This window comes from Mesorhizobium sp. BR1-1-15 (assembly GCF_020165475.1).
GTDB lineage: Bacteria > Pseudomonadota > Alphaproteobacteria > Rhizobiales > Rhizobiaceae > Mesorhizobium.
The window spans coordinates 36,808-61,011 of record NZ_JAIUIF010000018.1 but is presented as its reverse complement, the minus strand read 5'-3'; the positions used below and the strand labels follow the sequence as shown (position 1 = coordinate 61,011).

24 protein-coding genes and 1 tRNA gene are annotated in these 24,204 nt (G+C 65.9%); 17 read left to right on the top strand and 8 right to left on the bottom strand.

The genetic code is table 11. From position 1 onward, the window contains the following. Window positions 1-9: 9 nt before the first annotated feature. Genes LB541_RS24545 through LB541_RS24525 form a run of 5 tightly spaced genes read left to right on the top strand, consistent with a single transcriptional unit; the run spans window position 10 to window position 7,394 of the window. Window positions 10-3,753 (top strand): cobaltochelatase subunit CobN, encoded by a 3,744-nt coding sequence (locus LB541_RS24545; RefSeq protein ID WP_224619836.1) that lies wholly within the window; start codon window positions 10-12, stop codon window positions 3,751-3,753. Beyond that, window positions 3,750-5,231 carry a precorrin-3B synthase gene (cobG, locus tag LB541_RS24540; RefSeq protein WP_224619835.1) on the top strand — a complete coding sequence of 494 codons (1,482 nt, stop codon included), beginning with the start codon at window positions 3,750-3,752 and terminating at the stop codon, window positions 5,229-5,231. The genes LB541_RS24545 and cobG overlap by 4 nt, the downstream gene beginning before the upstream one ends. 2 nt (window positions 5,232-5,233) lie before the next feature. Next, window positions 5,234-5,866: a precorrin-8X methylmutase gene (locus LB541_RS24535; protein WP_140495569.1), complete on the top strand. Its 633-nt coding sequence runs from the start codon at window positions 5,234-5,236 to the stop codon at window positions 5,864-5,866. Next, complete coding sequence (locus LB541_RS24530) at window positions 5,863-6,633, top strand: precorrin-2 C(20)-methyltransferase (protein ID WP_140521148.1); 771 nt, start codon at window positions 5,863-5,865, stop codon at window positions 6,631-6,633. The genes LB541_RS24535 and LB541_RS24530 overlap by 4 nt, the downstream gene beginning before the upstream one ends. Then, complete coding sequence (locus LB541_RS24525) at window positions 6,630-7,394, top strand: precorrin-3B C(17)-methyltransferase (protein WP_140521149.1); 765 nt, start codon at window positions 6,630-6,632, stop codon at window positions 7,392-7,394. Before LB541_RS24530 ends, LB541_RS24525 begins: the two co-directional genes overlap by 4 nt. Here the strand turns inward: LB541_RS24525 and LB541_RS24520 are convergent. Further along, a complete protein-coding gene (locus LB541_RS24520) occupies window positions 7,358-8,119 on the bottom strand; it encodes a cobalt-precorrin-6A reductase (RefSeq protein ID WP_140648767.1) in 762 nt (253 codons plus the stop codon). The two genes, LB541_RS24525 and LB541_RS24520, sit on opposite strands and share 37 nt — an antisense overlap. 1 nt (window position 8,120) lies before the next feature. Here LB541_RS24520 and cbiE point away from each other — a divergent pair, with 1 nt between their 5' ends. Genes cbiE through LB541_RS24480 form a run of 8 tightly spaced genes read left to right on the top strand, consistent with a single transcriptional unit; the run spans window position 8,121 to window position 14,740 of the window. Further along, complete coding sequence (gene cbiE, locus LB541_RS24515) at window positions 8,121-9,356, top strand: precorrin-6y C5,15-methyltransferase (decarboxylating) subunit CbiE (RefSeq protein WP_224619833.1); 1,236 nt, start codon at window positions 8,121-8,123, stop codon at window positions 9,354-9,356. Continuing rightward, window positions 9,353-9,739: a cobalamin biosynthesis protein gene (locus LB541_RS24510; protein ID WP_140631014.1), complete on the top strand. Its 387-nt coding sequence runs from the start codon at window positions 9,353-9,355 to the stop codon at window positions 9,737-9,739. The genes cbiE and LB541_RS24510 overlap by 4 nt, the downstream gene beginning before the upstream one ends. Next, window positions 9,736-10,500 carry a precorrin-4 C(11)-methyltransferase gene (cobM, locus tag LB541_RS24505; RefSeq protein ID WP_224619831.1) on the top strand — a complete coding sequence of 255 codons (765 nt, stop codon included), beginning with the start codon at window positions 9,736-9,738 and terminating at the stop codon, window positions 10,498-10,500. Before LB541_RS24510 ends, cobM begins: the two co-directional genes overlap by 4 nt. Continuing rightward, window positions 10,497-11,315 carry a uroporphyrinogen-III C-methyltransferase gene (cobA, locus tag LB541_RS24500; RefSeq protein WP_224619829.1) on the top strand — a complete coding sequence of 273 codons (819 nt, stop codon included), beginning with the start codon at window positions 10,497-10,499 and terminating at the stop codon, window positions 11,313-11,315. Before cobM ends, cobA begins: the two co-directional genes overlap by 4 nt. Further along, the gene (locus LB541_RS24495) at window positions 11,312-12,625 is read left to right on the top strand and encodes a cobyrinate a,c-diamide synthase (protein WP_224619827.1); all 1,314 of its coding nucleotides are present in this window, start codon (window positions 11,312-11,314) and stop codon (window positions 12,623-12,625) included. Before cobA ends, LB541_RS24495 begins: the two co-directional genes overlap by 4 nt. A gap of 3 nt (window positions 12,626-12,628) precedes the next feature. Beyond that, on the top strand, window positions 12,629-13,405 hold the full coding sequence (cobS, locus tag LB541_RS24490; RefSeq protein ID WP_224619825.1) for an adenosylcobinamide-GDP ribazoletransferase: 777 nt from the start codon (window positions 12,629-12,631) through the stop codon (window positions 13,403-13,405). Between the two features lie 24 nt (window positions 13,406-13,429). Then, entirely contained in the window at window positions 13,430-14,440 is a 1,011-nt protein-coding gene (cobT, locus tag LB541_RS24485; protein WP_224619823.1) for a nicotinate-nucleotide--dimethylbenzimidazole phosphoribosyltransferase, read from the top strand. A 39-nt stretch (window positions 14,441-14,479) separates the two neighbouring features. Beyond that, window positions 14,480-14,740 (top strand): hypothetical protein, encoded by a 261-nt coding sequence (locus LB541_RS24480; RefSeq protein WP_224619820.1) that lies wholly within the window; start codon window positions 14,480-14,482, stop codon window positions 14,738-14,740. 129 nt (window positions 14,741-14,869) lie between these two features. Here the strand turns inward: LB541_RS24480 and LB541_RS24475 are convergent. Both LB541_RS24475 and LB541_RS24470 read right to left on the bottom strand, forming a co-directional pair. Then, window positions 14,870-14,945 (bottom strand) — tRNA-Lys (locus LB541_RS24475). 107 nt (window positions 14,946-15,052) lie between these two features. Beyond that, the gene (locus tag LB541_RS24470; RefSeq protein ID WP_140495414.1) at window positions 15,053-15,985 is read right to left on the bottom strand and encodes a PhzF family phenazine biosynthesis protein; all 933 of its coding nucleotides are present in this window, start codon (window positions 15,983-15,985) and stop codon (window positions 15,053-15,055) included. Window positions 15,986-16,115: 130 nt separating this feature from the next. Between LB541_RS24470 and LB541_RS24465 the strand changes: the two genes are divergently transcribed. From LB541_RS24465 to LB541_RS24455, 3 genes are read left to right on the top strand one after another with little or no spacing between them, the layout of a single operon-like run. Beyond that, window positions 16,116-17,408 carry an efflux RND transporter periplasmic adaptor subunit gene (locus LB541_RS24465; RefSeq protein WP_140495412.1) on the top strand — a complete coding sequence of 431 codons (1,293 nt, stop codon included), beginning with the start codon at window positions 16,116-16,118 and terminating at the stop codon, window positions 17,406-17,408. Window positions 17,409-17,412: 4 nt separating this feature from the next. Next, entirely contained in the window at window positions 17,413-18,120 is a 708-nt protein-coding gene (locus tag LB541_RS24460; RefSeq protein WP_224619818.1) for an ABC transporter ATP-binding protein, read from the top strand. 2 nt (window positions 18,121-18,122) lie between these two features. Next, window positions 18,123-19,340 (top strand): ABC transporter permease, encoded by a 1,218-nt coding sequence (locus LB541_RS24455; RefSeq protein WP_224619816.1) that lies wholly within the window; start codon window positions 18,123-18,125, stop codon window positions 19,338-19,340. Between the two features lie 24 nt (window positions 19,341-19,364). Here the strand turns inward: LB541_RS24455 and LB541_RS24450 are convergent, their stop codons facing one another. The 3 genes from LB541_RS24450 to LB541_RS24440 are packed head-to-tail and all read right to left on the bottom strand — an operon-like array spanning window position 19,365 to window position 21,531. Then, complete coding sequence (locus LB541_RS24450) at window positions 19,365-19,673, bottom strand: PIN domain-containing protein (RefSeq protein ID WP_140495406.1); 309 nt, start codon at window positions 19,671-19,673, stop codon at window positions 19,365-19,367. 25 nt (window positions 19,674-19,698) lie between these two features. Continuing rightward, entirely contained in the window at window positions 19,699-20,415 is a 717-nt protein-coding gene (locus tag LB541_RS24445; RefSeq protein ID WP_140495404.1) for a hypothetical protein, read from the bottom strand. Window positions 20,416-20,418: 3 nt separating this feature from the next. Beyond that, the gene (locus LB541_RS24440; protein WP_140564195.1) at window positions 20,419-21,531 is read right to left on the bottom strand and encodes an endonuclease/exonuclease/phosphatase family protein; all 1,113 of its coding nucleotides are present in this window, start codon (window positions 21,529-21,531) and stop codon (window positions 20,419-20,421) included. A 188-nt stretch (window positions 21,532-21,719) separates the two neighbouring features. On the opposite strand from LB541_RS24440, the gene LB541_RS24435 reads away from it, so the two are divergent. After that, window positions 21,720-22,289, top strand: a complete 570-nt coding sequence (locus LB541_RS24435; protein ID WP_140564196.1) for a BA14K family protein — start codon at window positions 21,720-21,722, stop codon at window positions 22,287-22,289. A gap of 69 nt (window positions 22,290-22,358) precedes the next feature. On the opposite strand, the gene ilvC is transcribed toward LB541_RS24435, so the two are convergent. Both ilvC and LB541_RS24425 read right to left on the bottom strand, forming a co-directional pair. Next, window positions 22,359-23,378 (bottom strand): ketol-acid reductoisomerase, encoded by a 1,020-nt coding sequence (gene ilvC, locus LB541_RS24430; protein ID WP_140495398.1) that lies wholly within the window; start codon window positions 23,376-23,378, stop codon window positions 22,359-22,361. Between the two features lie 25 nt (window positions 23,379-23,403). After that, on the bottom strand, window positions 23,404-24,054 hold the full coding sequence (locus LB541_RS24425) for a TetR/AcrR family transcriptional regulator (RefSeq protein WP_263482980.1): 651 nt from the start codon (window positions 24,052-24,054) through the stop codon (window positions 23,404-23,406). Window positions 24,055-24,204 lie beyond the last annotated feature (150 nt).

Genomic DNA, 24,204 nt, shown 5'->3' with positions numbered 1-24,204 from the left:
CCGACCGCGATGCACATCCTCACCACCACATCCGCCTCGCTCGACGATCTCGCCGAGCCGGTCGATCTGCGGCAGACGCCGGCGGAAATGGTGGCGCTGTCCTTCACGGACAGCGACCTGGCCGGACTGGCAGCGGCCTGGAAAGGCGACGCCGATCGGCTGCCCACGATGCGGCTGGCCGCGCTGCGCGACCTGCGCCACCCCATGTCCGTCGACCTCTGGATCGACAGCGTCGCCCGTCACGCCAAAGTCATTCTGGTGCGTATTCTCGGCGGTTACGAGTGGTGGCGCTACGGCTGCGACCAGTTGGCCGTGGTTGCCCGTGAGCGCGGCATAAAGCTGGCACTACTTCCCGGTGAAAGCCACGACGAGGATATCAGGCTGATCGAAGCCTCGACGCTGCCGCGCGAGGAACTGGACGGGCTGCTCAATTATTTCCGCCAGGGCGGCCCGGCCAATATGAGCGCGCTGGTGCGCAGGCTGGCGCGGTTGGCGGGGTCTGATGGCGAGATTGCCGAGCCGGTAAGCGTGCCGAAAGCCGGGTTTTATGAGCCGGGGCGCGGAGTCGTGGAGAAGCCGTACTTATCGAATGTTGACGATCCTTCACACCCCCCTCTGTCCGGCAGGACATCTCCTCCGCAAGGGGGGAGATCGGCTGTCATCAAGGCCGGCTCCTCTTCTGTCCCCTTGGACAGGGATTTATCTCGACCATCCGCGATAGGCGAAATCGTCGATGAAAGAGCAATCTCCCCCCTTGCGGGGGAGATGTCCGGTAGGACAGAGGGGGGTGTGACGGAACTCGACGCCGGCAACGTCAACCCACCCGTGATTCCCATCCTCTTCTACCGCTCGATGCTGCTCGCCGCCGATGTCGCGCCGATCGACGCGCTTTTCGAGGCGCTACGGCAGCGCGACATGCTCCCCGTCCCCATCTTCGTCTCCAGCCTGAAAGACCCGGAATCTCTGGCTTTTGTTGAAACCGCGATTGCCCAGCTCAAGCCCGCCGCCATCATCACCGCGACCGCTTTCGCGTCCGGCGCCGAACCCGGCGTCGAAACCCTGTTCGACCGCGCCGGCGTTCCCGTCTTCCAGGTCATCGTCGCCACCACCCGCCGCGACGTATGGGAGAAGAACCAGCGCGGGCTGGCGCCCGCCGACCTCGCCATGCATGTCGTTCTGCCCGAACTGGACGGCCGCATCCTCGCCGGCGCCGTTTCGTTCAAGGGCGAAAGCGAGACCGACCCGGCGCTCGGCCACCGCGCCTTTGCCAACCGGCCGGAGCCCGATCGCGTCGAACAGGTGGCGGACCGGGTCGCGGCCTTCATCAGGCTTCGGGAAACGCCGCGCGCCGAGCGCAAGCTCGCCATTCTGATCCCCGATTACCCAAGCGCTCCCGGCCGCACCGGCTATGCGGTCGGGTTGGACGTGCCGTCCAGCGTGCTGGCGATGCTGCACGACCTCAAGGAACAGGGCTATGCGGTTGAGGGAATTCCCCAAACGTCGCGTGCGTTGGTGGATGCGCTGGAGCGCGGCAAGGCTGGGTTGGAGTTGGATGAGTACCTTGCCTTCTTAACGGAATTGCCGGGCGCAGCAATTGCTGCCGTAGAAGCAGCTTGGGGCAAAGCCGAAGGCGAGACAGGTTTGCGCGAGGCACCCCCCTCTGTCCTGCCGGACATCTCCCCCGCAAGGGGGAAGAGTACGCCGTCATCTCTGTCTTCGCCAATCTCCAACGTTGCAAGAGTAGCTCCAGCGTCGAAACTGCCAATCTCCCCCCTTGCGGGGGAGATCTCCGGCAGGACAGATGGGGGTGTTCAAGCGCTGCCCGCCGCCAAATTCCCCTTCCGCGCCGCGACCTTCGGCAACATCACCGTGGCGCTGGCTCCAGACCGCGGCCGCTCGGCCGACCGCCGCGCCGACTATCACGACCCGACGCTGCCGCCGCGCCATGCATTGCTCGCCTTCGGCCTGTGGCTGCGCAAATTGCTCGGCGTCCATGCGCTCATCCATGTTGGCGCGCATGGCACGCTGGAATGGCTGCCGGGCAAGACGGTTGCGCTTTCGCAAAGCTGCTTCCCCGAGATCGTCACCGGTCCCCTGCCCGTCATCTATCCCTTTATCGTCTCCAATCCCGGCGAGGCGGCGCAGGCGAAGCGGCGGATCGCCGCCGTCACGCTCGGCCATCTGCCGCCGCCGCTCACCGGCGCCGGATTGGACAAGAACCAGCACAGGCTCGAACGGCTGGTCGACGAATACGCCCAGGCTGACGGTCTCGACCGCCGCCGCCGCGACCGTCTGGCCAGTCTGATCGTCGAAACCGCGCAGACGACGGGCCTCGCCGCGGAGGCCGGCGTTGCCCGCACCGACGCGCCGGACGAGGCCCTGCGCCGCATCGATGCCTGGCTCTGCGACCTGAAGGATTTCGCTATCAAGGATGGGCTGCATGTCTACGGCCGCGCGCCCGACGAAGAGCCCGACCTTATGCGCCGGCAAAGCGCCGAGGCCGAAAAGGCCGCCCTTCTTGCCGCGCTCGACGGTCGTCATGTCACCGCGGGCCCGGCCGGCGCGCCCGCGCGCGGGCGTTCCGACGTTCTGCCCACCGGCCGCAACCTGTTCACGTCGGACCCGCGCGCCATGCCGACGCCGACGGCTTACGACATCGGCAAGGCTGCCGCCGAGGAAGTGGTGCGCGCCTATATGCAATCGCATGGCGACTGGCCGCGCTCGCTGATCATCGACCTCTGGGGTTCGGCGTCTTTGCGCACCGGCGGCGAGGAGATCGCGCAGGGGCTTTCGCTGATGGGCTGCCGCCCGCAATGGGATGCCGCCACAGGCCGCGTCACCGGCATCGAGGTGTTGGCGCCGGCAGCGCTTGGCCACCCGCGCGTCGACGTCACCTGGCGCATATCGGGCCTGTTCCGCGACATGTTCCCGACCCAGATCGCGCTGATCGATGCCGCTGCCAACGCCGTTGCCGCGCGCGACGAGGACGATTCGGAAAATCCGCTCGCCGCAAGGACCCGCGCCGAGGGCAAGATCAGCCCGCGCATCTTTGGCACCTCGCCTGGCACTTACGGCGCTGGCGTCGAGGAAATCCTGTCGAGCGGCGACTGGGCGGCGCGCGAGGAAATCGGCCGCGCCTATCTCGATGCCACATCGCATGCCTATGGCGGCGCCGGCGGTGAAGGGATCGCCGCGCCCGGCGCTTTCGAGAACCGCATCGCCGAGGCCGATCTTCTCGTCCACACCGGCGACGATCCCGGCCGCGACATCCTCGAAGGCTCCGCCGATGTCGCCTTTATCGGCGGCTTTTCGGCCGCCCTTGCAGCGCTTGGCAGGAATGCCGACGTTATCGTGCTGGACACGACGGACCCGCAGAGGCCGAAGCCGCGTTCACTTAGTGAGGCTGTGACGCGCGTCGTGCGCGCCCGCGCTGTCAACGCCCGCTTCATAGCGGGCCAGATGCGCCACGGCCCGCGCGGCGCCTCGGAATTCGCCGAAACCGTCGACCGGCTGGTTGGCTTCGCCGAAACCACGCAGGCCATACCGGGCGCGCTGATAGACGCCGTGCACGATGCCTATCTCGGCGATGCGGGCGTCCGCGCCTTCATCCTGCGCGAAAACCCGGCCGCCGCGAAAGCCATTGCCGAACGCCTCCTGTCGGCGCGACGGCGAGGCCTCTGGCATCCCTTGCGCAATTCGATCGACGACGACCTCGCGGCACTGATTGCCGAGGCACGGGAGTTGGCGGCATGAACGCCTACTCCCGCCGCGGCGCCTGCCCGGCCCTTTCGGCGCCGATGCAGACCGGCGACGGCCTGCTGGTGCGGCTCAACCCGGTCGCCGGAGGCCCATCTTCTGGCGGATTGTCGCCGAAGCTTCTGATCGGGCTGGCAGAATCCGCCCTGCGGCACGGCAACGGCATCATGGAAGTGACAGCGCGCGGCAGCTTGCAAATACGCGGATTGACCACGCAAAGTGCAACCCTGCTGGCGAAGGAAGTCGATGCGCTGGGCATTGTGGTCCGCACTGGCGTACCAGTGGAGACCGGACCACTGGCCGGCATCGATCCGCAGGAGATCGCCGACCCCAGGCCGCTGGCTGATCGGATCAGGGAAGCGGTCGAGGACGCCGGGCTGTCGCAGCGGCTCGGGCCGAAGGTTTCGGTCGTTGTCGACGGTGGCGGGCAACTCACGATGGATGCTGTGACGGCCGACGTGCGGCTGAAGGCGGCGAGCACCGAGGCGGGAATCCGCTGGCGGGTGTCGGTGGCCGGTGAGGGGCGGAATGCGAAAGTGTTGGCAAAGGTCAACGCGCATGCCGCTAGAGACATGGCCGTCGCAGCGCTTAGGATGGTGGCTGAAAAAGGCCGCGAAGCGCACACACGGGATTTATCGGAGAGGCAAATAGCGTCTCTCGCAAGTTGGCATTCTACGGCGCCCCCCTCTGTCCTGCCGGACATCTCCCCCACAAGGGGGGAGATTGCTCATTCACGCTCGCCTTTGCCAATTTCCTGGGATGCAGAAGGAGAGCCGGCGCCCGAACCGCCAATCTCCCCCCTTGTGGGGGAGATGTCCGGCAGGACAGAGGGGGGCGCCGTAGAGCACCCTCGCTCGCCGATTGGCGTTTTCGACTTGAACACTGGCCACGCCCTCGGCATCGGTCTCCCCTACGGCAGCATGCCCACCGAAAGGCTCATCGCCCTCGCTCAAAGCGCCGTCACTCTCGGCACGTCAGAAATCCGCCTCGCCCCGGGCCGCGCCCTGCTCTTCCTCGGCCAGCCACCAGCCGCCAATCCTTCCCTCCAGCAAACAGCCGCCACCCTCGGCTTCGTCACCGCCCCCACCGACCCGCGCACGCGCATCGCTGCTTGTCCCGGCGCGCCGGCTTGCGCCTCGGGCCGCATCGCCACGCGCGACATTGCCGAGGCGATCGCCACCGAAAACGCCGATAGTCTTGACTTCACCTTGCATGTTTCTGGCTGCGCCAAGGGTTGCGCGCATCCCGGCCCAGCGGCGCTGACCGTGGTCGGCGGCGAAAATGGAGCCGGACTTGTCGTGAACGCGACGGCAAAGGCCCTTCCTGCCGGTTACAGGCCGGGCTATGACGCCGCGCGCGGCATCGGCCGCGTCGCGGCGGCAATCCGCAGCGCACGCTATCAGGGCGAGACCGCCGCCGCCTGCCTGACGAGGCTGGGGCCGGCCGGCATCGCAGAGGCTTATCGACAGGAATGACAATGGTCGCCTACGACTACATCCACGACGGCACGGCGATCTACGAACGCTCCTTTGCCATCATCCGCGCCGAGGCTGATCTCGCGCGCTTTTCCGAAGCAGAGGCCGATGTCGCGGTCCGCATGATCCATGCCTGCGGCCAAGTGGAAGCCGCCAAGAATTTTGTCTTCTCCAGCGATTTCGTTTCCGCCGCACGGGCCGCGCTTGCCGCCGGCGCGCCGATCTTCTGCGACGCCGAAATGGTCTCGCACGGCGTCACCCGCGCCCGTCTGCCTGCCGGCAACGAGGTGATCTGCACCTTGCGCGACCCGCGCACGCATGAAATCGCCAGGACGATCGGCAACACACGTTCTGCCGCCGCGATCGACCTGTGGGGCGAGCGCATCGCCGGTTCGGTGGTGGCCATCGGCAATGCGCCGACCGCACTCTTCTATCTTCTGGAGAAGCTGCGCGACGGTGCGCCGAAACCGGCCGCCATCATCGGCATGCCGGTGGGCTTCGTTGGTGCCGCCGAATCGAAGGACGCGCTGGCGCAGAATTCCTACGGCGTACCCTATGCAATCGTGCGCGGCAGGCTTGGCGGCAGCGCCATGACCGCGGCAGCCCTCAATTCTCTCGCGAGGCCCGGCCTGTGAACGCGCTCCCCAAAACCGGCTCGAGGGGCCGCCTGGTCGGCGTCGGTACCGGTCCCGGCGACCCGGAACTGTTGACGCTGAAGGCCGCGCGTGCGCTGGCCGAGGCCGATGTGGTGGCGTATTTCGCCAAGCGCGGCAACAACAGCAATGCGCGCGCCATCGTCGAAACGCGCTTCCGGCCCGACATGCTGGAACTGCCGTTGCTCTATCCCGTGACCACGGAGATCGACAAGGATCACGACGATTACCGCGCGCAGATATCGGCCTTCTACGAGGAGTCCGCCGAGACCGTTGCCGGTCATCTGGATGCCGGTAGGATGGTCGCCGTGCTGTCGGAAGGCGATCCGCTCTTCTATGGCTCCTACATGCATCTGCATGTGCGCCTCGCCCATCGTTTTCCGACCGAGGTCATTCCCGGCGTTACCGCCATGTCGGGCTGCTGGTCGGCGACCGGCCTGCCGATCGTCCAGGGCGACGACGTGCTGACCGTGCTGCCGGGCACGATGAGCGAGTTCGAACTGACCCGGCGCCTCGCCGACACCGATGCCGCCGTTATCATGAAGGTCGGCCGCAACCTGCCCAAAATCCGGCGGGCGCTGGAGGCCACCGGCAAGCTGACACGCGCCGTCTATGTCGAGCGCGGCACCATGCCGGGCAGCGTCTCGATGCGGCTCACCGACAAGCCGGACGACAAGGCGCCCTATTTCGCCATTGTGCTCGTTGCCGGCTGGTCCGGACGCCCTGTCGCGTCGGCGGGTGGCGCATGAGCGGCCGCCTCACTGTCATCGGGCTCGGACCTGGCAACGCCGATCAGGTGACGCCGCAGGCGAGCCACGCCGTCGCCGAGGCAAGCTTCTTCTACGGCTACAAGCCCTATCTCGACCGGCTGGAATTGCGCCCGGACCAGACCCGCATCGCCTCCGACAATCGCGAAGAGCTTGCCCGCTCCAACGAGGCGCTGGCGAAGGCGGCCGAAGGTCACAATGTCGCCGTCGTCTCCGGGGGCGATCCAGGCGTCTTCGCCATGGCGGCGGCCGTCTGCGAGGCGATCGAAGCCGGCCCCTCCGAATGGCGCGCCATCGACCTCGCAATCGTGCCTGGCGTCACCGCCATGCTCGCTGTCGCTGCCCGCATCGGGGCACCGCTCGGCCATGATTTCTGCGCCATCTCGCTGTCCGACAATCTGAAGCCATGGGACCTGATCGAACTGCGCCTGCTGGCGGCCGCCGGCGCCGGCTTCGTCATCGCGCTTTACAATCCCATCAGCAAGGCGCGCCCCTGGCAGCTTGGCCGCGCCTTCGAATGTCTGAAAGCCATTCTGCCGGGCACCACGCCCGTCATCTTCGGCCGCGCCGCAGGCCGGCCTGACGAGCGCATCGAGGTGTTCCTGCTGGCGGATGCCGATGCCGACAAGGCGGACATGGCAACCTGCATCATCATCGGTTCGCCGGAAACCCGGATCATTAGGCGCGGTAACAGGCCGGCGCTGGTCTACACGCCGCGCTCCGCGGCAGGCTCGACAAGATGATCGACCATGTCGGCAAGCTGATCAACGGTCGCAGCCGAAGGAACCTCCGGCAGCACAGGCCTGCGCACCATGACGACGTCGAGGCCAAGCGCCCGCGCCGCGGCGATCTTGCCATAAGTCGCCGCGCCGCCGCTGTTCTTGGATACGACGATGTCGATGCCGTGCCGCTGGAGCAGCGTGTGTTCCTCCGCCTCGCGAAACGGCCCGCGCGCCAGGAGATAGGTGGCATCGGGCACTGCCAGCTTCGGCTCGACCGGATCGACGCTGCGGATGAGATAGTGGTGCTGGGGCGCGGCTTCGAAAGCCGCGACCTCCTGCCGGCCGAGAGCCAGGAATACACGGCGCGGCGCCGGTCCAAGCGCCTGCACGGCATCGCCTGTCGTATAGACCTGCGTCCAGCGATCGCCCTCGACAGGCTCCCAGCCGGGACGGCGCAGAGCGACGATCGGCACCCCAGCCATGCGCGCGGCCTGCGCCGCATTGGCGGAAATTCGCGCCGCGTAGGGATGCGTGGCGTCGATCAGCAGCTCGATGCTTGTCTCCTTGAGATAGGCGGCCAGACCATCGGCGCCGCCAAACCCTCCACTGCGTACCGGCACGCCCTGCGTCACCGGGCTTTCGGTGCGGCCCGCCAGCGACAGCATCACCGAGTAACCGGCTGCCAGTTTTCCAGCCAGTTGCCGGGCTTCGGTGGTTCCGCCGAGGATCAGAATGCGGTGGGTCATCATGCCTGCTAAGAGTCTACGCGGCGCCAACCAAAAATGGCTCACCATCGTTGGCATAGGCGAGGACGGTGTAGCCGGTCTCGGCGACGAGGCCAAGCAGCGGATCGCCGACGCTGAAATCATCTTTGGCGGCAAGCGGCATCTGGCGCTCGTCTCATCATTCGCCAAGGGCGATCCGCGCCCATGGCCGGTTCCCTTCGATGCCAAGATGCACGACGTGCTGTCGCTCGCCGGCAAGCGCGTTTGCGTTCTTGCCTCCGGCGATCCCTTTTTCCACGGCGTCGGCGTCACCCTCGCCCGCAAGGTCATGCCGCGGGAGATGCATGTCATTCCCGCGCCGTCGGCCATTTCGCTGGCGGCCGCTCGCCTTGGCTGGGCGCTGCAGGACATCGAAACCGTCTCGCTGCATGGCCGCCCCATCGACCTGATCCGGCCATTGCTGCAACCCAACGCACGCATCCTGGCCCTGACATCCGACGGCGATGCACCGGCGGCAATCGCCCGCCTGCTCACCGAGCTTGATTTCGGCGCCTCGCGGTTGACGATCCTGGAGGCATTGGGCGGGCCGAACGAGAACCTGCGCACGGCCCGGGCCGATGCCTTCAACCTCGAAAACATCAATCCGCTCAATGTGCTGGCGCTCGAAATTGAATCTGGTCCGGATGCGCGTATCCTGCCTTTGACATCAGGCCTCGCCGATCATCTGTTCGACCATGACGGCCAGATCACCAAACATGACATCCGCGCCATCACGCTGTCGGCGCTGGCGCCGAGGCGCGGCGAACTGCTGTGGGATATTGGCGCCGGCTCCGGTTCCATCGGCATCGAATGGATGCTCACCCACCCTTCGATGCGCACTGTTGCCATCGAAGCCGACCCGATCCGCGCCGCCCGCATCAGCCACAACGCTGCTGCCTGTGGCGTTCCCGGCCTCATCGTGGTCGAAGGCAGCGCACCCAAGGCGCTTGCAAGGCTCGATACGCCAGATGCGATTTTCATTGGCGGGGGCGGCAGCGACGCCGGCGTGCTGGCCGCCGCCATCAAGGCGCTGCGCGCCGGCGGCCGCCTCGTTGCCAATGCCGTGACGCTGGAAATGGAGATTCTGCTTCTTGCCCGTCATACCGAGCTCGGGGGCGATCTGACCCGCATCGCCATATCCCGCGCCGCGCCTGTCGGTTCGATGCAGGCCTGGCGGCCGGCGATGCCGGTTACCCAATGGAGTTGGATCAAGCCATGATGGTCGCGGGCATCGGCAGCCGAAAGGGCGTGAGCGTCGAGGACGTGCTTGCCGCGATAGAAACCACGCTCGAAGCGCACGGGCTGGCGATGACGGCGCTCTCGTCGCTCGCCACCGCCACGCTCAAGAAAGATGAACAGGCGATCGCTGCCGCAGGTCGCACACTCAACCTTCCCGTCATCGTTGTCGATGAGGCAGCGCTTAAAGCAGCGTCGACGAAGGCGCTCAGCAACTCCAGCCTCTCGCAGGATCTGGCCGGCACACCGTCGGTTTCCGAAGCATCGGCGCTGGCCGTCGCCGGCGAAGGCGCCAGGCTGCTGGGACCACGCATCGTGCTCGGCCCGGTCACCTGCGCCATCGCCATCAGCGGAGACGCGGCATGACCGTGCATTTCATCGGCGCCGGTCCGGGCGCCGCCGACCTCATTACCCTGCGCGGCGCGCGGCTGCTGGCAAGCTGCCCGGTCTGCCTCCATGCCGGCTCGATCGTGGCGCCCGAATTGCTGCAGCATTGCGCCCCGGGAACGACGCTGATCGACACCGCGCCGATGTCGCTCGACGAGATCGAGGCCGAATATCTTGAAGCCCATAAGGCCGGCCATGATGTCGCGCGGCTGCATTCCGGTGACCTGTCGGTATGGAGCGCGGTTGCCGAACAGATCCGCCGGCTGGAAAGGCACGGCATTCCCTACACGCTGACGCCGGGCGTTCCCTCTTTCGCTGCCGCGGCGGCTGCTCTGCGGCGCGAGCTGACCATTCCCGAAGTCGCCCAGAGCCTGGTGCTGACCCGCGTCTCCGGCCGCGCTTCAAAAATGCCGCCTGGCGAAACGCTGGCCGGCTTCGGCCGCACCGGCGCCACGCTTGCCATTCATCTTGCCATCCACGCCGTCGATCGCATCGTCGCCGAGCTGACGCCGCTCTATGGCCGCGATTGCCCGGTGGCGGTCGTCTTCCGTGCCTCCTGGCCGGACGAGCGCGTGCTGACCGGCACGCTGGAAACCATCGAGGCGCAACTGGCCGCCGACCCGATGGAGCGTACGGCCATCATTTTCGTCGGCCGCTCTCTGGCAGCGGAAGGCTTTGGCGAGAGTTCATTGTACGACGCCCACTACCAAAGGCGTTTTCGCGGACGGGACGGATTGTGAGCGACAGCACCAAGAATAAGGGCGAGAACGCCGCGCTCCAACAGGCGCTTGCCCGGCTGAACTTCAAGCCGCGGACGCTTGAGCCCGGCCATGTCTGGCTCGCCGGCGCCGGCCCCGGCGATCCCGGCTGCCTGACGCTGGAAGTGCTGGCGGCGCTGAGTGAGGCGGATGCGCTGGTCTACGATGCGCTGGTCTCCCCGGACGTCGTCGCGGTTGCCGAAAACGCCGAGCTTTTCTTTGCCGGCAAGCGCGGCGGAAAACCCTCGATGAAACAGGACGACATAACCGCCCTGCTGGTCCGGCTGGCGCGCCAGGGCCGCCGCGTTGTCAGGCTGAAGGGCGGCGACCCCTATATTTTCGGCCGTGGCGGCGAAGAGGCGCTGGCGCTGGCGCGGGAAAACATCCCGTTCCGCGTCCTGCCCGGCCTCACCTCGGGCCTCAGCGCGCTGGCCGCCACCGGCATCCCCGCGACCATGCGCGGCATCAACAAGGCGGTAATCCTGGCGACCGGCCATGCCGCCGGCACCGATGACGATCTCGACTGGGCCGCGATCGCGCGCACCGGCCAGCCTGTCGTGGTCTACATGGGCATGGCCAATCTGCCCGTAATATCGGCCGCATTGCTCGACGGGGGGCTGGCGCCATCGACGCCGGCGGCGGTGATCGTCGCCGCGACGACGCCGCAGGAACGCATCGTCGTCGCCACGCTGGCCACCATCGCCGAGAAAGCCGCCGCCGCCAGCCTCTCCTCACCGGCGCTGATCGTCGTCGGCGGCATCGTCGCCATGCGCGCGGCGCTGGCGGGTGCGTCGTGAGCGCCCGCGCGATCATCATCGGCGCGCCGCGCTCCGGCTCGGGCAAGACCAGCGTCACCATCGGTATTTTACGCGCACTCACCCGGCGCGGCCTGAAAGTGCGCGGCGCCAAGTCCGGCCCCGATTACATCGATCCCGGCTTCCACACCGCCGCCACCGGCCTGTCCGGCGTCAATCTCGACAGCTGGGCGATGTCGCCGTCGCTGCTCAACGCACTGGCCGTGAATGCCGCCGACGACGCCGATTTTGTCATCCTCGAAAGCGCCATGGGCCTGTTCGACGGCATTCCGGCCGCGCCGGGCCGCAGCGGTTCGGCGGCCGATCTGGCACGGCTCTACGGCCTGCCGGTGCTGCTGGTGCTGGACGTTTCCGGTCAGTCGACCACGGCGGCGGCCGTCGCCAAGGGGTTCGCTACCTATGATCCGGAGGTTCGCATGGCGGGCGTCGTGCTCAACCGGCTGGGCAGCGAGCGCCACCGCCGGCTGTCCGGCGACGCCATCGAGGCGATCGGCCTGCCGGTCGTCGGCGCCATCCTGCGCGATCCCACCTTGAACCTGCCCGAGCGCCATCTCGGCCTCGTCCAGGCCGGTGAATATGATGACCTGATGGCGCATCTCGACCGGTTGGCCGACATGGCGGAAAAGTCGCTCGACCTCGACGCCGTCATGGCGCTGGCAACACCTCTCGCCCCGGAGCCCGGCAGCTTCGACGATGCGCTGCAGCCGCCCGGCCAGCGCATCGCACTTGCCGAGGATACCGCCTTCACCTTCCTCTATCCGCACGTCGCGGCCTACTGGCGCAAGGCCGGCGCGGAGATGGTTCCGTTCTCGCCGCTCGCGGACGAGGCGCCCGACAACAGCTGCGACGTCTGCTGGCTGCCCGGCGGTTATCCCGAGCTTCACGCCGGCCGTCTCGCCGCTGCTGCGAATTTTCGGAGAGGAATGGCAAGGTTCGCCGGGACGAAGCCCATCCATGGTGAGTGCGGTGGCTTCATGGTGCTTGGCGAAGCTCTGGAAGATGCATCTGGCGAAACACACAAAATGCTCGGCCTGCTCGGCCATTCAACCAGCTTCGCCAGGCGCAAGATGAACCTCGGTTATCGCGAAGCACGGCTGCGCGCCGACTGTCCGCTCGGCCCGCGGGGCGCGTTGATCCGCGGGCACGAATTCCATTATGCGCAGATGACGGCTACCGGCGATGACGAGCCCCTGGCCGACCTCGCTGACGGGCAAGGCAATCCGATCGGCGCCTCGGGCTACCGGCGCGGCCAGGTCAGCGGCACCTTCTTCCATGCCATCGCAAGGGGCTGAGGCATGAAGTTCCCGAAGGTCACCCTTTCGCCCCGGCAAATCCCCAGCGATGTTGCCCTCTGCCTGGTCTTCTTCACCAGGCTGCCCTTGCCCGTCATCGACTTTCGCGGCCGCAGCCTTGCCGCCGCGATCTGGGCCGCCCCGGTCGCCGGCCTCGTCGTCGGCCTGATCGGCGCCATCGTCTTTGCCACGGCGGAACGGTTTGGCCTTGCCATCGGGTCGGCGGCAGCCCTTGCCTTGGTTGCAACCGCGGTCACCACCGGCTGCCTGCACGAGGACGGGCTGTCCGATGTCGCCGACGGCTTTGGCGGCGGCAAGTCGCGCGGCCGCAAACTCGAGATCATGCGCGACAGCCGCATCGGCGCCTATGGCGCCATGGCGCTGGCCCTGTCGCTGCTCATCCGCTGGAGCGCACTCTCGGAATTCGTCGATCCCACACAGGCCCTCTTCGCCCTCTTGGCCGCCCATGCCGCCTCGCGCGGTGTATTCGGCGCCTTCATGCATCTCTTGCCGCCGGCGCGCGACGATGGCCTCTCGGCCGGCGCCGGCACCGTCTCGCGGGAAATCGCCATAGCCGGCGCCGTGCTCGGCGCCATCCCGCTCCTCCTGCTTGGAATCGGCGGCGCCATCGCCGCGCTTATCCTGCTCGGCCTGCTCTTTGCCGCCTTCCACGCGCTTTGCCTCAACCAGATCGGCGGCCAGACCGGCGACACGATCGGCGCTATGCAACAGGTGAGCGAAATCGCGGTGCTGCTCGTCGCTTCCGTAGCCCTTTCCTGACTCTGTTTCGGAGAATTTCCTTCCATGCCTTTCAAATCCCTAGATGAATTGCGCGCTGCTTGCCTAGACCTGCCTGATGGCGATGACGCCGCCGCGAGCGCGGTCGCTCGCCGCCAGGACACGTTGACCAAGCCGCAGGGCAGCCTCGGCCGGCTTGAGTCCATCGCCGCGTGGCTGGCGCGCTGGCAGGGCCGCGACATGCCTAGGCTCGAGCGGGTGAAAGTTTTCGTCTTCGCCGGCAACCACGGCGTTACCGCGCAAGGCGTGTCGGCTTATCCTTCGGAAGTCACGGTGCAGATGGTGGCGAATTTCGCCGGCGGCGGTGCGGCCATCAACCAGCTCGCCCGCATCGCGGGCGCCGAACTCGATGTCATTCCGCTCGATCTTGACCATCCGACCGGCGATTTCACGCAAACGCCGGCGATGGACGACAAGACGTTTCTTGCCGCGGTCTCGGCCGGCTACGATGCGGTGACTGATGATCTCGATCTCGTCTGCTTCGGCGAGATGGGCATCGGCAACACCACGCCGGCCGCCGCGATCTCGGCGGCGCTGTTCGGCGGCGGTGCGGAAAAATGGACCGGACGCGGCACCGGCGTCGACGATGCCGGCCTCAAGCGCAAGGTGGTCGCCATCGAATCGGGCCTGGAGCGCCACGCCGCCATTCTTGCCGACCCCCTGGGGGTTGCCGCGGCGCTCGGCGGCCGCGAACTCGCCGCCATCTTCGGCGCCACGCTTGCCGCCCGTCACATGGGCATACCGGTGCTGCTTGACGGCTTCGTCTGCACCGCAGCCGCGGCACCTTTGGCAAAGCTGCACTCCACAGGCCTTGCTCATACGATCGCCGCCCACGTCTCGGCTGAATCGGGTCACCGCGGCCTGCTCGAAGCGCTCGACCTGCCGCCGCTGCTCGACCTCGGCATGCGGCTCGGCGAAGGCTCCGGCGCTTGCCTCGCCGTCAACATCGTCCGCTCGGCGCTGGAGTGCCATGCGAGGATGGCGAGCTTTGCCGAGGCCGGCGTGTCGGAGAAGTAACATCTTCCGGTTGTAGCGATTCTCGAATAGATCTGGTGGATGAAAAAGCTTCACCCGGCTGCCGCTGCTATGACTATCGCCGTGCTGCTTGCTGGTGTGCTTCGGCACAGTGGATATTCAACTTACGGCCCGATCGACACCGCAATTCTCGTTGTTTTTCTGGTTTTCTTCTGGTGGCTCATCAGCGATTTCTCAGGCGGAAAGGCCGCCATTGATGCCGACGACGGTCGGAGCGCGGACAACGGCATGGCTTTTCGGTTCGGCAAGTTTCTGAGCCGCGTTTTTCGGCGCCAATCGTAGTCTTTGACCAAGCTGCAAAATCCTACATCTCTCCTGGCCAAAGGCGGCCCGGCGGCGAAAGCAGCCGATGAACGAGCGCGGCAATTGAACCGGCCCATTCAGGTCTTTCCACCAAGTCTTTGAAGAATTTGGTGGGTGCGCACAGGATTGAACTGTGGACCCGCTGATTAAGAGTCAGCTGCTCTACCAACTGAGCTACGCACCCACTCGGCCGGCAAAAACCGGCGTTGGCGGGCATATAGCCGCCGATGCCGGTCCTGTCCAGCCCTGCCGGAATCATTTCCCGACAAATCGCTGAAGTGACGCAGATGGTCAGACGAACAGCTTGCCTTCCGCCACCTTGACCGCGTTGCCACCGATGCGCGCCGAGACCAGTTTTCCGCCCTGTACACTTAGTTCCAGGCGGATACGCGAGGGCCGCCCCATCTCCAGCCCCTGTTCGATCCACAGCTGCGAAACGCCATCCGTCGGAGCGTCGAAATGCATGACGGCGCCGGCGAAAGCCGCCGCCGCCGAGCCGGTCGCCGGGTCCTCGTAGGAAGGCGTGCCGGGCACGATCATGCGCACATGGAAGGCGCTCTCGTGGTTCACCGTCTCTCGGCAATAGACATAGGGACTGGCAAAGGCCCATTCGCTCTTGCGCGGCGCCAGTTCCGACCAGGCCTGATTGTCGAGCCGGATCCGGCCGGCCGCCTCCAGATTGGCCACCGGTATGGTCACATAGGGCACGCCCGCCGACCAGAACGCGACGCGGTGATTCTCGAAACCGATCTCGTGCGGCGCCAGGCCAAGGGCGGCGCCGATCGCCACCGGGTCGGCTTCGAGCTTCAGCGGCTCCGGCAACTTCGCCAGGTCGAATTCGGCGAATGTCGCGCCATCATGCTTGCTGACGGCGCAGCGCACCGGGCCGATGTTTTCCTCCAGCACGAAAATGCTCGCAGCGCCATCATTGTCGGCCATTTCAGCGAGCGCGATATCGGCCAGTTCGGCCAGCGCGATCGCCGAACCCACGGTCGGGTGGCCGGCGAAAGGCATTTCATAGTCGGGCGTGAAGATGCGGATGCGGGCGCGGTGCTTGGGATTGTCCGGCGGCAGCACGAACACCGATTCCGACAGGTTGAACTCTCGCGCGATGGCCTGCATCGCAGCCGTGTCCAGTCCGCCGCTGTCCAACACCACCGCCAGCGGGTTGCCGGCCAGCCGATCGGTCGTAAACACATCGTAAAGCAAGTAATCGCGTCTCATGGAGGAAACCTTCCGCTTTGATCCGAATTTCTGCCTCAATCCCAACATGAGCGAAATTTAATTTGATATTCGAACCATTAGCACTGATCTGTGCACTCATAGGGACTTATTGCGCTTCAGGGGGTCCGGCGTGGACCAGATTGTCAATCTGCCAAAGACGGAATCGGATTCCGCCATCGAGACCGCGCTCGGGCTCGACCAGACGGGGCGGCGCAAGAATCGCCGCCGCGGCTGGCTCTATGCGCTGCTGGCGCTGATCGTCCTTGTCGCGGCTTTTGCCGGCTACCAGTGGTATGCCGGCTCGCCGGTCAAGATCGACTATACGACGGCGCCCGCCGCCAAGGCCGACCTCACTGTCGAGGTTTCGGCGACCGGCACCTTGCAGCCCCTCACCCAGGTCGACATTTCCAGCCAGCTCTCGGGCATCATCCGTTCAGTCTCGGTCAACGAGAACCAGCAGGTCAAGAAGGGCGATGTGCTGGCCGCGCTCGACACCGCCAAGCTGCAGGTGCAGATCGAACGCGCCGAGGCATCCGCCAAGGCGGCCGCCGCCAATGTCGCGGACGCCACCGTGACGCTGGCCGAGAATGAAAGCGCGCTCGTGCGCGCCGCCGCCCTCACCAAGCGCGGCATGGCCACCGACCAGTCGCTCGAAGCGGCGACCGCGACCCGCGACCGTTCGAAGGCAGCGCTCGATAGCGCCGAGGCCAATCTCGCCATCGCCAACGCCGACCTGAAATCGCAGCAGACCGACCTTGCCAACAGCACCATCTATGCGCCGATCGACGGCATCGTGCTGACGCGCTCTGTCGACCCCGGCCAGACGGTCGCCTCCTCCTTGCAGGCGCCGGTGCTGTTCATCATCGCCGCCGATCTCAGGAACATGGAACTGGTGGCGGCGGTCGACGAAGCCGATATCGGCGCGGTGAAGCCGGGCCAGCATGCCCGCTTCACCGTGGATGCCTTCCCGGAGCGGCCGTTCGACGCCGAGATCCGCGACATCTCCTACGCCTCGGTCACCACCGACGGCGTCGTCACCTACAATGCGCGGCTCGAGGTCGACAACAACGAGCTGTTGCTGCGCCCCGGCATGACCGCCACTGTTTCGGTCGTCACCCGGCAGGCTAAGGACGTGCTGACCGTCCCCTCCTCCGCTTTCCGCTATCGTCCTGCGCAGCAGGCCGCCCGCGGCTGGAGCCTGAGCGACCTGTTCACCGGCCGCATGGGACGTCCCGGCGGCAATCGCCAGCGCCAGGCGGCAGCGCCGCCGACCGACGGCTCACGCATGCTCTACGTGCTGGAGAAAGGCCGTCCGCATCCGGTCAACGTCAGGATCGGCTCGACCGACGGCGAGCTGACCGAGATCACCTCGGGCCTGTCAGAGGGGGCGCAGGTCATCACGGCCTCGCAGCAGCGGAGCTGACTTCGTGGCGATGGGCGCCCCCCTCATCACCTTCGACAAGGTCTGGAAGAGCTACGGCCATGGCGAAGCCAAGGTGCACGCGCTGGCCGGCGTCGACCTGGCGATCCGGCGCGGCGAATTCGTCGCCATCATGGGCCCGTCCGGCTCCGGCAAATCGACGGCGATGAACATCATCGGCTGCCTCGACACGCCGACCGCCGGCACCTATTCCTTCATGAGCGTCGATGCTGGCCGGCTCGACCGCAACCGCCGCGCCATGCTGCGCAACCTCTATGTCGGCTTCGTCTTCCAGGGCTATAATCTGCTGGCGCGCACCACGGCGGCGGAAAATGTCGAACTGCCGCTGATCTATCGCGGCGTGGCCGGCCGCGAGCGCCGCGATCTTGCCATGCAGGCGCTGGCGCAAGTCGGCCTTGTCGGTCGCGAGCATCACACGCCGGCCGAGCTTTCCGGCGGCCAGCAACAGCGCGTGGCGATCGCGCGCGCCATCGTCACGAGGCCGACGCTGCTCGTCGCCGACGAACCGACCGGCAATCTCGACACTGCCCGCACGCACGAGATCATGGAGTTGCTGACGCAACTGAACAAGGAGCTTGGCCTGACCATCACCATGGTCACCCACGAGGCCGACGTCGCCGAATATGCCGAGCGCACGGTGCGCTTCCTCGACGGCCATGTCGCCTCCGACACCATGACCGTCGAGGTGGCCTGACAATGCTCTGGGAAACCGTCCGCCTCTCCTTACGCTCGATCCGCCGCAACATGCTGCGCTCGTTCCTGACCTTGCTCGGCATCGTCATCGGCGTCGCCGCGGTCATCGCCATGCTCACCATTGGCGCCGGCACCACCGCCAAGGTCAAGGACGACATCGCCAAGCTCGGCAGCAATCTTCTGGTTGTGCGCTCCGGCCGCCCGGCCGGTCCCGGCGGCCCGGGCGGGCTCGACCAGGTCGTCCGTCCGCTCACCGAAAAGGATCTTGCCGCGCTCATTGCCCATCTGACAGGCGCACGCGCCATTTCGCCGGCCTCGCAGAGGCAGGTCCGCGTCATCTTCGGTACCGAGAGCCTGACCTCCGGCGTCACCGGCACCGACAGTGCCTATCTCGATGCTCGCGACTGGAAACTGGTCTCAGGCCGTTCGTTCAGTGAGTCCGAGACCCGCTCGGGCACCGGCGTATGCCTGATCGGTGAGACGGTGCGCCAGCAGTTCTTCGGTGCCGGCGACCCGGAGGGCGAAATCATCCGCGTCAACCGCACCTCCTGCAAGATCATCGGCCTGCTCGAGCCGAAGGGCTATACCGGCTTCGGCCAGGACCAGGACAATGTCGTGTTGATGCCGCTGCATGCCTATCAGCGGCGCATTGCAGGCAACCGCAACATCGACAACATCTACGTCGCCGCCGACGACCGCACCCCGACCAGCGAGCTGCAGCCGCGCGTCGAGGATATTCTGCGCGACGCCAGACGCCTCACGCCCGACCGCGAAAGCGATTTCGCGATCCGCGACATGACCCAGATCGCCGATGCCATGGCCAGCGCCACCACCACGATGACCGGCATGCTGGGCGCGGTCGCCGGCGTCAGCCTGCTGGTCGGCGGCATCGGCATCATGAACATCATGCTGGTGTCGGTCACCGAGCGCACCCGCGAGATCGGCATCAGGCTCGCCATCGGCGCGCATGAAAAGCACATCCTCATCCAGTTCCTGGTCGAGGCGACGGTGCTGTCGCTGCTCGGCGGCATCATCGGCATCCTGATCGGGCTCTCGCTGGCCGGTCTCGCCTCGGCGACGCTGGCCATTCCCTTTGCGCCGAGCCCGGCAGTCATCCTGCTCGCCGTCGGCTTTTCCGCGCTGATCGGCATGGTCTTCGGCTTCTTCCCGGCGCTGCGCGGCGCCAGGCTCGACCCGATCGACGCGCTGCGGCATGAATAAGGCGATTGGAAAGCAAAGGCGCGGCTACGACGCTGTTTCCCAGGGATTGATCGTATTCAATCCGGCGGCCGCGAATGGGCCGGTGTCGCGGGTGGCGACCGTAAGACCGTTTGCTGCGGCCGTGGCCGCGATGTAGGCATCCGCATTGCCGATCGCCTTGCCTGAGGCTCTCGCCTTTACCATGAGGTCGGCATAGGCGCGCGACGCGTCGAGGTCGAAAGGCAGAATGCGGCCTGCAAACAGTGGCAACACATCCTGATCGAGACGATTGTCCGCGCACGCACCCGATGTTTGGGGTTGCAGGCAGCCACTCAGACCTTCGTATGCCGGCATTGGCGATCAGCACGGAAGGTAAGGTTTAGTCCGCGTTCGCAAAATGCCACTCGATCAGCGGCTTCATGTGCGGCATCAGCCCGTGCGGCAGGTCGGCGGCGTGGCGGATGATGACCGGACCGACGATCTCCGGTTCGGCCTCGGTTGCGACGAAGGCCGAGATGCGCCGCGCGATCTCCTCGGCGGGCTCGGGAACCCGGTATCGGCGGAAGATCACCGTGCCGCTTTCCGTCGACAGGGCATGGTAATGCAGGCCGCGTGCGGCGCCTGAAATGTCGAGGCCGGTTTCTTCCCGCACCTCGCGGATCATATTGAAATCGACATCGACGAGGCCATCGCGAAAATCGGCCGGTTCGAAGGAACCGGCGGCGAAATAGACGCGGCCGGCAGTAACGGTGTGGGCGGCCATGCGAATCGCCACCAGCGCATTGTCGCCGGCCACGAGCATGGCATGGGCATAGGCGTGCTCGGCGCCCGAATTCTCGCGCCGCTTCCGCCAGAGCATGAAGGTGGAGTAGTTGACCGCGTGGCACCGGCCGACGAGGCGATTGTCGCGCCAGGCAAGTCGCGAGAGCAGCACCACGGGACCGTCGAACAGCGCGGGGTTGGCCGCGATCTCGTGCTGCCAGTTCGCGGCGATCGCCTCGGCATTGTCCAGCGCGAAAGGATGCGGGCCGGGGTCGAGCCTGACATCGACGGCGTCGACCGGCAAAATGACATTGCGCGGCAGGTCGAAGCTCACGGTTCAGGCCATGTCCAGCGTGATCGCCACCGGACAATGGTCCGATGCCTTCGGCCGGTCCCAGCCGGCGCGCGGAAAGCGCTCCACTTCCTGGCCGGCAGGAAAGATCGTGCGCCAGGGCTGGCCGTTGCGGATGATGTCCGGGACGGCGGTGGCGTTCTTAGCCGCCAATCCCTTGGACAGCAGGATATAATCGAGCTGGCACAAATGCCGCTCTTGCGGCCCACGCGTGTGGTAGAAGGTCCAGCGGTTCATTTCCGGCCGCCTCTCGACCACGTTTTCGCAAAAACCGCCGGCCGTCAGCACGTTGATGCAGGACAGGTTCTCGTCGACCACCTCGAAACGATAGCCGTCGAATTCGTCGCCGGCGATCTTCACGCGCTGGCGGTAATCGTTCATGTCGCCGCAGATCGCCCAGCGCTTGTCGGCTGCATGATCTGCCCCGAAGCGCTCCTCGATGATCCGGCGCACCGCCTGCGCCTCCGCGATGCGGATCGGCATCGTCGCTTCACGCCCGTCGAGCCCGTTGCGGGGCGAGCCCATCGACTTGAAGTGCACGAGATAGAGCGTCAGCGGCGAGCCGCCCACGGTAATGTCCACTTCCAGGCAGTCGCGCCGGAAGATGCGTTCATTGGGCTGGTTGCCGAGCGCCGCCAGCTCCGGCGTGTGCAGCCCGAACTGTTCATAGGTCACATAGGCGTGGCTGGTCATGCGCACGAATTCGATGGGCTGGCCCTGCGCGGTCTCGCTGCGCATCATCACGGCGACGTCGATGCCGCGCGAATCATTGCCGGCAGCGGTGTACTTCTGGCGGTAGCCCTGCCCCACCATCTTGAAAAGATAGCCATATTCGAACGCCTTGAGGGCTTCGATATTGTCGACCTCCTGCATGCAGATGATATCCGCGCGCGTGGCCGCTATGGCCAGCGCCGTCAGCTGCCGCATGTCGTCCGACTGCGCGATGGCGCGGGCCTGCTCCAGCATCTTGTACTCGGCCTCGCTCTGGATATCGAAGAGAGCCAGCGTCCGGTCCTCGTTGAGCTGGTTGCGGTATCCGGAGAAATCGAACCTGTTCATCAGGTTCTCGACATTGAAGGTTGCAAGACGCAGCGACATATCATGACCTTTGCCCGCAAGCGCGGCAGAAAACAAGGCCGGGCAACCACCAGCTGGAATCGATTGATCCTGGCGCGCCTCGCGCCATGGTTGAGGGAACCTTTCCGTTCATCCGCCGTTCAGACGCAAAGACCCACAGTGGGCCCATCCCAGGGTCGGCGTGGGGTCTGTTCTCTTGGAGAAGTGCAATGAACGCGCTCTTTTCTTCCACAGTCAAATCCGGGCTGATAGCGCTCGGTATCTTCTCCGGCATCACGGCACCATCCGCTGCCGGACCAATCCTTCAGCCGGAGCTGTCGATCCCAGCCAGCACCGCGGCGCCGACGGTCACGCCTGTGCGTGACAGCTGGGCCGGCGGCAACAACCGGAGCTTCAACAACGACTGGAGATGGCGCCGGTCGGGCGGGTGGAACCACGGCAATTGGAACCGCGGCGATTGGGGCGGCCGTCACTGGAGCGGTCGTCGCTGGAACGGCGGCGATGATTGGCGTTGGCGCCGCCACCATTATCGCGGCCGCTACTATGATGACAGCGCCAGCGCCGCGATCCTGGGGCTTGGCTTGGGGCTCGGCCTCGGCAGCATGTACAACAACTACAATTACTACGATGCACCGCCGCGCCGCTACTATCGCGCCGGCCGGCTGTCGAGCGCCCATGTCCGGTGGTGCTACAATAGATACCGCTCGTATCGCGCTTACGACAACACCTTCCAGCCCTACAACGGCCCACGCCAGCAGTGCTACTCGCCCTATCGCTGAGCCAGGCCGCACAATCCTGCAATAAAAAACGGCGCCGCGCGGCGCCGTTTCTTTTGGAGCGTGGATCGCTCAGTTCTTCGCCTTGTCGACCAGCTTGTTCTTGGAGATCCACGGCATCATCGCGCGCAGCTTGGCGCCGACTTCCTCGATCTGATGGCTGTCGTTGTTGCGGCGGATGCCCTTGAAACGCGACAGGCCGGCACGGTATTCCTGCATCCACTCCGAGGTGAACTTGCCGGTCTGGATATCCTTCAGCACCCGCTTCATCTCGGCCTTTGTCTCTGCGGTGATGATGCGCGGCCCCGAGACATATTCGCCCCATTCGGCGGTGTTCGAGATCGAGTAATTCATGTTGGCGATGCCGCCTTCATAGATCAGGTCGACGATCAGCTTGACCTCGTGCAGGCACTCGAAATAGGCCATTTCGGGCGCATAGCCGGCTTCCACCAGCGTCTCGAACCCGGCGCGGATCAACTCCACCAGGCCGCCGCACAGCACGACCTGCTCGCCGAACAGATCGGTCTCGCATTCCTCGCGGAAATTGGTCTCGATGATACCCGAACGGCCGCCGCCGACGCCGCAGGCGTAGGAGAGCGCGAGGTCGAGTGCGTTGCCCGAAGCATCCTGGTTGACGGCGACCAGGCACGGCACGCCGCCGCCCTTCTGGTATTCGCCGCGCACCGTATGGCCGGGCCCCTTCGGCGCGATCATGACGACGTCGACCGTCGACTTCGGCTCGATCAGGCCGAAATGCACGTTGAGGCCATGCGCGAAGGCGATTGCCGCGCCGTCGCGGATGTTCGGCGCGATCTCGTTTTTGTAGATGTCGGCCTGCAATTCGTCGGGCGTCGCCATCATCATCAGGTCGGCCCATTTGGCGGCGTCGGCCACGCTCATCACCTTGAGCCCGTCGGCCTCGACCTTCTTGGCGGTCGCCGATCCGGCCTTGAGGCCGATGGCGATCTCCTTGGCGCCGGAATCCTTGAGGTTGAGCGCATGCGCCCGGCCCTGGCTGCCATAGCCGATGATGGCGACCTTCTTGCCCTTGATCAGGTTGAGATCGGCATCACGATCGTAATAGACGCGCATTTTTGTCTTCCTTCCCGTTTAAAGATCAGAGGCCTTGCGGCCCGGTTTTTGCTCCGAAAAGAGCGAGAAACTGCTGCGTCGCGCGGACGGCATCACCGCCGATCGCCGCCTCAGTCAATTCCAGCCGGTCGCCAAGCAAGAGACGGATCTGCACGTCGCGGGCGACCAGCCCGAAAAAGGTACGGAACGCCGTCTCGGCGTCCGAGAAATCGAGCAGCCCGGCCTGGCGGCCGGCCTCCAGCACCGGCTTCAGGCGCTTGGCGAGGGCAAAGCGCCCGTTCTCCAGCACCACCGCGCCAAGATCATCCTTGCCCGAACCGGCATGGCCGACCGCCACCCGGTTGAGTGCGATCGAAGTGTCGCTGGAAATGACCTTCAACCAGTCGGAAGCAAATCGCTCCAGGCTCGCGGCCAACGACGCAAGGTCGAGCCCCCTGCCGTCGACCGCCGTCACCCGCACCTTCGAGGCCTGCCATTGCACCGTCGCCGTCAGCAGTCCGTCGCGGTCGCCGAACCATTTGTAGAGCGTTTCCTTGGAGCAGCTCGCCCGCCGCGCCACTGCGGTCATGGTCAGATTGTCGCCCTCTTCGACCAGCAGGCGGAGCGCTGCATCCAGGACCGCCTTCTGACGCTCCGTCAGCGCTTCGCCGTTGTCGATATCGGCATTTGCCTGCAACACGCTCTGTTCCCGTTTGATGGTAGAGCCGTAGATCGCCCGAGCTCAGTACCGTACGTTACGGTTCGGCATATTGCGCAATCCGAAGATCGGCGCAAGGCCAAAATGACGAAATGTCTTTCCCGTGTCCCCGCAGCCGCGCAACGCGTA